This is a genomic window from Candidatus Hydrogenedentota bacterium (assembly GCA_012523015.1).
Classification (GTDB): Bacteria; Hydrogenedentota; Hydrogenedentia; order Hydrogenedentales; family CAITNO01; genus JAAYBJ01.
On the sequence record JAAYJI010000243.1, the window covers coordinates 1 to 2,687 of the forward strand.

Sequence of the window (2,687 nt, forward strand, 5' to 3'; positions counted from 1 at the left end):
GCTTCATGATTACCGATGTGAACAATCCTCAGACCTCCGCCATGGCGCAAAGCAATCTTTTTACCATGATGGATCTTTTCGGCAATTACGGGGCCATTGTATTTTTTAATCATGTGCCCGGCGGCTGCAACGTATTATTCATGGACGGCCATGTCGATTGGATTCCTTATGTACCGCCCGCGCCAGGTCAAGACAATACGGTGAGTATGGATTTGGGCGCGACCCAACCCATCCTGCCCAGTGTCGGCGGTATCATCGGTCTTTTCTCCTCACAATAATCTAGATGTAGACAGCCATAGGAAAAGTGGTTCTGCGAGGTACTGCATTGTTTGAAACTTGCGGCGCTATACCCTTTGGCTAGGTTTCGGCAGCATCTGCTTATTGCTTTGCTTCCAAGGCTTCCCAGCGTGTGTAGAGGCGTGATACTTCCACCTCTGCATTCTTGAGCTGTTGGAGCACTTCCTGTGTTTTTGAATAATCCTCGCAGTAGAAGCCTGCGTCATTTACGAGACGGTGCAGCCTTGCTACTTCTTGCTCCGCGGCAAGAATCGTTTCTTCCATGGCCGCGTACTCTTTCTTTTCTTTGTAGGTGAGTCCTGCGCGCGGCTTTGGTGTGCTTGGCAAGGCAGCTTTCGTCTGTGATTCCTTGATCCGTTTACTCTTCTCGTCTTCGGCTCTGCGGCGGCAGTATTGCAAGTAATCGTTGTAGTTGCCCGTGATCTGAGTAATTTTTCCGTCTTCTTCGAAAATGAGCATGTGGGTACACAAACGATTGAGCAAATAGCGGTCGTGACTCACAAGAAGTGCGCAGCCTTCGAAGCTTTCAATGGTTTCCTCCAGCACGCGCAGCGTATAGAGATCCAAATCATTGGTGGGTTCATCAAAGACGATAAAATTTCCGCCGCGCAACATTTTTTTGGCTAGATTAACGCGTCGCTTTTCACCGCCTGATAAGCGTCCCAACGGCATATCGGCACAGCTCTTATCGAAAAGAAAGGACTCAAGGTAGGAAGGCACATGAATGCGTTGCCGCCCCACCTCCACATGCCGTTGTCCGTCCGATACAAACTCAAGGACAGTGCTTTGCGGATCCATATCGGCGAGCACCTGATCTACGTATAAGAAACGGGTAGTAGCGCCAATAATCACGTCGCCGGAATCGGGCGTTTCCCGGGCCATCAAAACGCGGAGCAGGGTAGATTTTCCGCAGCCATTGGGCCCCATGATCCCCATGCGCATCCCCTTTTGCATGTACAAAGAGAATTGGTGAAATAAGCGCTGATCCCCGTAGCTATGGGAAATCAATTTTGCTTCGAGAATATCTTTGCCCAGTCTTTCGGGTTCCGGAATAGCAAAGGAAAATTTTTTGCTTGCCGGCGGCGGCCCTTGGGCTTGCGCATCCTGCAGCCGGTCAATACGTGCCCGTGCTTTGGTGCCGCGCGCTTTGGGGCTGCGCCGATACCATTCCAGTTCGCGCTTGATCAGGGCTTGTCGGTTCGCCTCGGTTTTTTGTTGCACTTCTTCCAACGACGCCTTATATTCCAAAAAGCGTTCGTAATTTCCGGGAAAGCTTAAGAGGGAGCCGTGATTAATTTCGACGATGCGATTGACAACCCGATCTAAAAAATAACGGTCATGGGTAACGAGTATGCCGGCGCCGTCGTAATTTTCCAAAAATCGCTCTATCCATGCCACACTTTCGGTATCAATGTGGTTGGTGGGCTCGTCCAACAGCAAGACATCGGGCCGGGTCAGGAGTTTAGCAGCCAAATCAACACGCCGCAGCTCGCCTCCCGACAAAGAATCAAGCCGTTGATCGGGATCGGGCAATCGCAGTTCCGAACTTATTTTTTTTATTTCGGTGTCCAAATCCCACGCGCGCGAGGCGTCCAGCTGATGTTCCAGTTCCATACATTCTTGTTCAAGGGCAGCGTCGGAGATGCCGGCGCTTTGGTTTTCGGTGAGCCGGTCATGGATCCGTCGCCATTGCTCAAATAAGCCGCGCAAATCAGCCGTGGCATCTTGCAGACTTTGCCGAACCGTCTTCGAGCGGTCCAAGGCAGCTTGCTGTTCGAGCAGCGTTGTCCGTATACCTTGGGTATAGGTGACAGTCCCTTCGTCGGGGTTCAACGTGCCTGCGAGTATGCGCAGCAGCGTAGATTTTCCGCAGCCGTTATGGCCGATGAGTCCGATGCGATCCGATTCATGAAGGGTTAAGGACACAGCCGATAAAATAGGCTGCGCCCCGAAACGGTGGCTGATATCTTGCGCGCCTAGCACTACTCTTGCAGGTATTGTTGAAACCATGATCCCGGTACTATCATTTAAAAATTACACGATGCTGCCCAGTGTATGCTGCTTAAAGCGCGGCATTGGCGATGCAGGTACGAAGTTTGCGAAGACCGTCCGCGGCTACCTGTTCAGGCGGCAGTTCCCAATATTCCCGTTTGAAAATTTCCAGGGACAGCGCCTTGTCATAACCGATCTTTTGGAGGGTCTGTAAAATTTGGGAGGTAGGCAGAATACCATCGCCTGGATAGATGCGGTGTTCATCGCCCTGCTCTTCACGGGGCACATCGGCGGGTACATCGTTAACGTGGAAATTGGCGATGAGATCCCCTTGAATCAAGCCCAGTCCATTGAACCCGCTGCCGCCTCGGAAGAGGTGGAAGGTATCCATGATGAGA

General features: G+C 51.7%; 3 protein-coding genes. 1 reads left to right on the forward strand and 2 read right to left on the reverse strand.

Annotation, left to right across the window (positions count from 1 at the left end; translation table 11 throughout):
* The coding region (locus tag GX117_10595; protein NLO33785.1) for a hypothetical protein at nucleotides 1-278 on the forward strand (278 nt) is incomplete at its 5' end.
* Between the two features lie 100 nt (nucleotides 279-378).
* Here the strand turns inward: GX117_10595 and GX117_10600 are convergent.
* Nucleotides 379-2,307, reverse strand: a complete 1,929-nt coding sequence (locus tag GX117_10600) for an ABC-F family ATP-binding cassette domain-containing protein (protein NLO33786.1) — start codon at nucleotides 2,305-2,307, stop codon at nucleotides 379-381.
* A gap of 52 nt (nucleotides 2,308-2,359) precedes the next feature.
* Nucleotides 2,360-2,687, reverse strand: a 328-nt coding sequence (locus GX117_10605; GenBank protein NLO33787.1) for a sugar phosphate isomerase/epimerase, incomplete at its 5' end; no start/stop codon positions are given.

What these genes read in the sequence shown, in the direction of transcription:
- GX117_10600 (NLO33786.1), bottom strand. Translation starts at nt 2,307, where the DNA reads ATGGTTTCAACAATACCTGCAAGAGTAGTGCTAGGCGCGCAAGATATC.